Origin of the sequence: Noviherbaspirillum sp., from assembly GCF_036846085.1 — a bacterium.
In the GTDB taxonomy this organism is placed as follows: domain Bacteria; phylum Pseudomonadota; class Gammaproteobacteria; order Burkholderiales; family Burkholderiaceae_D; genus Noviherbaspirillum.
The window spans coordinates 1-5,736 of sequence record NZ_DAIUCO010000305.1 but is presented as its reverse complement, the minus strand read 5'-3'; the positions used below and the strand labels follow the sequence as shown (position 1 = coordinate 5,736).

Here is a 5,736-nt window from a genome sequence, read left to right as displayed (position 1 = left end):
GAGCGCAACCTTGCCAAGGTTGAGGTCGAGAGTTCGAGACTCTTCTCCCGCTCCATGATAGGGAGCTGACAAGCTTCCTTTTTTTATTGCTGCGATTTACCGGTCGGATTGGAATATCGCACAAGCAGCACAGTTCTGGTTTTGTGATTACAATACGTCCCGTGGCGGGGTAGCAAAGTGGTTATGCAGCGGCCTGCAAAGCCGTCTACGCCGGTTCGATCCCGACCCCCGCCTCCATTTTTTTTAAAAGCGCCCAGTGCGCTTTTTTCATATCCGCACTATCTCCAGTGCGCGCCGCCCGAGTGGTGAAATTGGTAGACACAGCGGACTTAAAATCCGCCGCTTACCCGAGAGGGGGCGTACCGGTTCGATTCCGGTCTCGGGCACCAGTCAAACGTTCTCACAATAGTGGTCACTAAAAATGAATTGGCAAAAAGCCGAACACATCGCTTGTGGTGACAGCTTGCTGTATTGAACCCATATCGCATATACCTTTCTAAGAGCGTCATAACTAAATGAACAAAGCGCCAGCTTCGTGCTCTCTGGCAAGGCGCGTTGATGCAGGCAGTACAGACAGACGTACGACAAGGCGACGCAACGCAGCCAAAGGCATTTTGTTAGACCCTCTTATTTCAAAATACGGCTACTGGGGGAAGATCATGCGATTTAAACGACCACTTACCGGCTCCTACGAAAAGATAAATATTGCTTTCATGCGGGAGCGGGCTCAACGCGAAAGCGATCCACGAAACGAGTTTTACAAGGCAATTCTCAATAACGATAATTTTGCCGGCTACTACAATGTCGCTGGTGAAGAAGATGTTCACCCTCCAACCTTTAAAACACGTCCGGTGAATGCGGACATGGAAATAAAATACGCCCTCAAGATGGGTTGGATCGCGCGCACGTAACATCCACTAATCGAGATTTTATGAAAACGAAAATCTCCGATTTTGTTGATAATGTTTTCGACAAATCACTTCAAGTGGTAGTGTGGATTTTTTATGCGGCCGCGGTAATTACGCTGAGTCCTTTGCTGCTTTTGGTTTGGCAAATTGGTGGGTTCGACGACAAGTAATTACGTCATGAAGCAAAAGAAACAGCAAGCAGCCACTGGCGATAGAACACGACAACGCTCGTCAGTATCGCGGTGGCTGTTTTTGCCGATGTGGTCAACGGATGACGGAACAGGTGATATTTTCTTCCCGACGGAGCGTCACTCAAAGCGTGCAGAAAATTCTGTGCTAGCAAAATATTGTATGCGGGCGAGCGGCGACTATCGGATCCAGACTGGCTCTTCCGTGTTCGGCAATGATGATGCCGACGTCATCGGAAATCGTACTGCTTTCCCTCATCGCAATTGTCACCAGTTGAGTTGACGAAAAAATTTAAGCGTATATACTCGGTTCAAACCAATTGACATCCTATCTAAACCAAGTGAACAAACAATGCATTCTCGCGAATCGCAATTGTTCTCCCCTGAACGAGGGTGGTTTTGCTATGGCCGCAGCAGTTGGTTCAATCTGTCTTCTCGGCGCGGTATCGTACGGGTTTTCATCGGTCGATACTTATCGTGCGCAGTCGACCACACGAGACCTCGCCTGCCTCTCTTAGGCTCGGCGAGCGCCCAAGAGAACAAGTCAACATTCTCCGCTCTGCCGAGCCACCCCCTACTTAAGATCTGAATGACGTGTTAGCGCATGAACTGCGCTCGACACTCTATGTCTTTTTTTCGGCCACGCATCATGCGATGGCTGGAGGGGTTCTATCGCCATGAAAATCGAACGTTTCTTGTCCCAGGAAGACGCAGCCACGCTCAGCAGAATTGCAGAGAACTTGCTAAGGGTGCGCGATGTTGACTACAACTGCGCAGAAAAGCTGATTGATCTGATTGCGACGTCTGTTCTGCAGCCAAAGGACTGCCCCAGGTCGGACTTCGTGACTCTAAATTCTGAAGTTACCTATCGTGCGGTGGGCACGAGGACGATGGAGTCAATCGTTCTGGTATGTCCCCACGACGCCAACGAAACGTTGGCGCGCGTTTCAATTCTTGCGCCATTGGCCATGGCGCTAATTGGGCGTGTGATCGGAAGCATCGTCGAAATATCGGTTCCAATCAATCAGATTCGGTTTGTCGAGATAGTCGATTTTCAACCAGCGCATGCAACTTCCTACTATCCAGGAAATGCGGCGTTATTGTGAGATGGCTACTAACAAGCCAGCCGAGATTGTGGTTGTTCAACCGTTGGATTTCGGAGATTCATATGAGAGCGAATCAGGATCAAAGGCACCAACATGCTATGGCTCATGGGGCATCAGGTACAAATGTCAGGACGAGTGCAGACCAGTCGACCTCTTGTAATGCGGAAAACCACAGTGGCCACGATGAAATCGGCATGAGAATCGACAGGCTCTGTAAGCACGCTGACGAACTGCACAAGCAATTGCAGGAAGCTCAATCGGATGTCGAGCGCGCACGTCGTCGTGCTGCAGCTGATGCAGCTATTGCATATCAATTCGGCGCAACGGAGCTCGCTACTTTGTTGCTGCCTTTTAAGGATGCTTTAGAGGCTGCACTCGCCATAAACACGACCGACGCCCAGGCATTGAAGGCAGGTCTTGAGCTTGCTGCAAAACAGCTGGACGGGGCTTTGGAAAAGTTTGGATTCGAGGAACTAGGTCCACAGCCTGGGGACCCGTATGACCACCAAAAACATGATTTGCAACCTGCCCAATATACCCAAGCCACGTTGCCAATGGTCGAGCACGTCGAGAAGAAGGGCTACTCGATTAACGGACGCATCATACGAAACCCTGTTGTGAAACTTGTCCGAGGGTCTTAGACACTACTTGAATCAGCGCGCATGACGTAGATGGCGCAAGAATGGAGGTCACTGTGAAACCGATCGCAAAGATGCTTATTGAGACTGTCAACTCTGAACGAGGGCGACGTGTAGAGGCCACGGCAGCAATGCTCGGTATTGAACTCGGCGTAAAGACGATTGAAACTCTGAACGCGCAGACTGGATGGGCAAACATAGCAGCGCAATTCGACACTCGCGAAACGGTTGAACTTCACGCTGATGTGCTAAGCAAGCATGAACCTCCTGCTGCAAAAGCGCATGTTTCACCATCACGCGGTGCGCCAAGCAATGTGCGTCTCTTTCGGAAAGGAAGCAGTTCATGATCTATCCAATTAATGGGCATGGGCGTCAAGCCGAGACTAAGCCGAACGCTGATCCCGCGTATCCGATCGTCATGTCGACTCTGGATCATCTGCGCATCTCTGAATTGATGAATCAGACCGATGGAAAAGAGATGCGAAGCGTTAGTCTGCTGGAGAAAAAGCTGCGAAACGCAGACGTCGTGGTTCCACAGGACATTCCTGAATGCATTGTGACAATGAACTCTCAGGTACTGTTTCTTGAGCTGGGGAACCAGGCAGTCTATGGATTTACCCTGGTTTATCCAAATTCTACGAGCCGTCAAGGCGATGTTTCAATACTCAGTCCGGTTGGGGCCGCGCTTTTAGGACTCTCTACCGGTCAGGAGACTCATTGGTGGAGTGCAAAAGGACGCCGCTTCAATTTGCGTGTCCTTGAGCTTGTCTACCAGCCGGAGGCAGCAGGTTTGTTCTCACTATAGCCATATACGCAAAGGAACCAGAATGGCCGTTCACTCGCGTTCTGGTTTTCCCTTTAATTAAGTACGTCGTTCAACACAAATGGACTCTTCATATGAAACCTAACATCATCGTTTCTTTGCAAGATTTGGAGCGGCTTGAAACGCTGCTGGATTCTCTTCCTGCTTCTTTCGATAGCAAAGACGCTTTGCTGAATGAATTGGGCAGGGCAGAAATTATTGAATCGACAGATATGCCTCCGACAGTCGTCACCATGCACTCAAAGGTGCGGTTTGAAATCGACCATCCACACGAAGAGTTTTGCTTGACGCTTGTGTATCCGAAGGAACTGACGCAAGGCGCGAATCAGATATCCGTCCTCACCCCGATTGGTACAGCGCTGCTCGGTCTATCGGTAGGCGATGTTATTGATTGGCCACGGCGAGACGGCCAGATGTCGCGCGTGCGGATCTTGGATGTGCTTTATCAACCAGAACATTCTGCCGATTTTATTCGCTGATGCACTACCGGTTGGCATGTGAAAAGCCAGGGCAAACAATATGCGAGTACCCAGAAGATTGCGTCTTTGATTTCCCTGGTTCATTTTTCTATCAAACAGTCGCCGAGCACACTGCGTCCCATCGTTACATGACGCTACCAGCGTCTTGCAACGTAACTTGTTTATTTTGCCCCTGCTGAATGGGCGTTGGGATGATCTCCATGACAAATATAAAATCTCCGCCCTGGCGGGACGCCGGCGCGCGTGCCAAGCATTTACTTGTGCGGCCGGGTAAACGTCGTCTCGCCAAGGAATTGGTTGAAAAAGGCAAGCGCATGCGAACTCGTCTCCGCGTTCTGATTGCCTTGAAGTTTGCGGTCCTGACGGCTTTCATTTTTGTCGAATAGAGCAAGTTGGCGTTTTTCTATTGCGCGACTCGTATGCCGTACTTTCTGCAAAAAGATCGTGATGGCAATAAACTCGCAAACTGTAAAACAGGCATGCAGCGTTATTCCAACGGATCGGGATCCATTCCCTAGTGGAAGGCGGTGTTTGGCCTTTTTCGATGCTGGTGCATTGACGGACAGTGGCCGCGCCTGGGTTGCCCGCGTCGCGTCATTTCTGCTTCAGCTCATCAGGCCACCAGCGCTCGAAAAGGTTGATGTCCAATCCATGCGGCACGTACCACTTGCGCTTTGCCGGGTCCCACCTTGCGCCAAAGCTCTTTGCGCTGTCCTTGTCGGCAAAGGGAACAGCCAGGAATGTCATGGCGCGACGATTGCCGGGAACCGATTTCGCATTGGGTGCTGATGGGCCGGCGGATTCACTCGCCTGCCCATCCCGCTGCGCTGCGGACCCGGTTGCCTGTGTCGCACTTATCAGGGCCTGCCCATGGCTGGTGGACGTGATGTCCCGCACCGTGCCATCTGCGAGGGTTTCGGCAACGCGTATGCCGTCAGTGGTACGGTATGTCGTTGTATAGGGGGGATCGAATGGTGGCGGCTGGGTCATTGGCTACGACGGTAAAAAGGATGTGCGTGCTGATTATGCCGACATGGAAGTCGAAGCGCCAGACCGGTTTGTCATTCGTCCTGGCTCTGCCGATGCCCGCATCGGCACATCAGTCAACAGGTTTGGGTTAACGCTTGCCACGACATTGCGTTGCAATGGGTCGTCATGGCCAATTGCGCCATGAATGTCAGCGGCGTTTCCTTTGCTGTCTTCTAACGATTTAGATCGATTCAACGATGAAATTGACGAAGCACTGCAATAGTTGGATTCGGATCTGTTCCACCTATGTACCGATGTCGGATCTATATCGAACAGCGTCTTGCCGCTCAACGCTGAACCGCCAGCGTCGGCGCTGTCAGCGTGAATCCCTTGCCCGGCAATCGCAGCGATACGCCGGCTGCGATCAGCAGGACCGCGCCCGCCGAACCGAAGGCGATCCAGTGGGTGCCGTACATTTCATATCCCCAGCCGCCAAGCCATGAACTGATCATGCCGCCGATCTGGTGGCCGAGATAGGCAAATCCATACAGGACGCCCACCAGTTTCACGCCGTAGACATCGGCAAGAATGGCCGACGACAGGGCGATGCTTCCGGCCCAGACAA

8 protein-coding genes, 2 tRNA genes and 1 pseudogene are annotated in these 5,736 nt (G+C 51.6%); 9 read left to right on the top strand and 2 right to left on the bottom strand.

Annotated elements, in window-relative coordinates:
* Nucleotides 1-163 precede the first annotated feature (163 nt).
* The 9 genes from V7080_RS23220 to rnk (V7080_RS23180) all read left to right on the top strand — a co-directional run bounded on the left by V7080_RS23220 (nt 164) and on the right by rnk (V7080_RS23180) (nt 4,142).
* Nucleotides 164-237 (top strand) — tRNA-Cys (locus tag V7080_RS23220).
* Nucleotides 238-296: 59 nt separating this feature from the next.
* Nucleotides 297-389 (top strand) — tRNA-Leu (locus V7080_RS23215).
* A gap of 126 nt (nt 390-515) precedes the next feature.
* Nucleotides 516-911: a hypothetical protein gene (locus V7080_RS23210; protein WP_334190752.1), complete on the top strand. Its 396-nt coding sequence runs from the start codon at nt 516-518 to the stop codon at nt 909-911.
* 174 nt (nt 912-1,085) lie between these two features.
* Nucleotides 1,086-1,379, top strand: coding sequence for a hypothetical protein (locus V7080_RS23205; protein ID WP_334190751.1), 294 nt, complete (start codon nt 1,086-1,088; stop codon nt 1,377-1,379).
* A 394-nt stretch (nt 1,380-1,773) separates the two neighbouring features.
* Nucleotides 1,774-2,202, top strand: coding sequence for a GreA/GreB family elongation factor (locus V7080_RS23200; RefSeq protein ID WP_334190750.1), 429 nt, complete (start codon nt 1,774-1,776; stop codon nt 2,200-2,202).
* Nucleotides 2,203-2,264: 62 nt separating this feature from the next.
* Nucleotides 2,265-2,843, top strand: a complete 579-nt coding sequence (locus V7080_RS23195) for a nucleotide exchange factor GrpE (protein WP_334190749.1) — start codon at nt 2,265-2,267, stop codon at nt 2,841-2,843.
* Between the two features lie 53 nt (nt 2,844-2,896).
* A complete protein-coding gene (locus tag V7080_RS23190) occupies nt 2,897-3,187 on the top strand; it encodes a hypothetical protein (RefSeq protein ID WP_334190748.1) in 291 nt (96 codons plus the stop codon).
* On the top strand, nt 3,184-3,645 hold the full coding sequence (gene rnk, locus V7080_RS23185; protein WP_334190747.1) for a nucleoside diphosphate kinase regulator: 462 nt from the start codon (nt 3,184-3,186) through the stop codon (nt 3,643-3,645). The genes V7080_RS23190 and rnk (V7080_RS23185) overlap by 4 nt, the downstream gene beginning before the upstream one ends.
* A gap of 92 nt (nt 3,646-3,737) precedes the next feature.
* Nucleotides 3,738-4,142 carry a nucleoside diphosphate kinase regulator gene (gene rnk, locus V7080_RS23180; RefSeq protein WP_334190746.1) on the top strand — a complete coding sequence of 135 codons (405 nt, stop codon included), beginning with the start codon at nt 3,738-3,740 and terminating at the stop codon, nt 4,140-4,142.
* A 594-nt stretch (nt 4,143-4,736) separates the two neighbouring features.
* Here rnk (V7080_RS23180) and V7080_RS23175 read toward each other — a convergent pair.
* Nucleotides 4,737-5,132, bottom strand: a complete 396-nt coding sequence (locus V7080_RS23175; RefSeq protein WP_334190745.1) for a DUF5710 domain-containing protein — start codon at nt 5,130-5,132, stop codon at nt 4,737-4,739.
* 326 nt (nt 5,133-5,458) lie between these two features.
* Nucleotides 5,459-5,736, bottom strand: a pseudogene (locus V7080_RS23170) (MFS transporter); the annotation flags it as partial.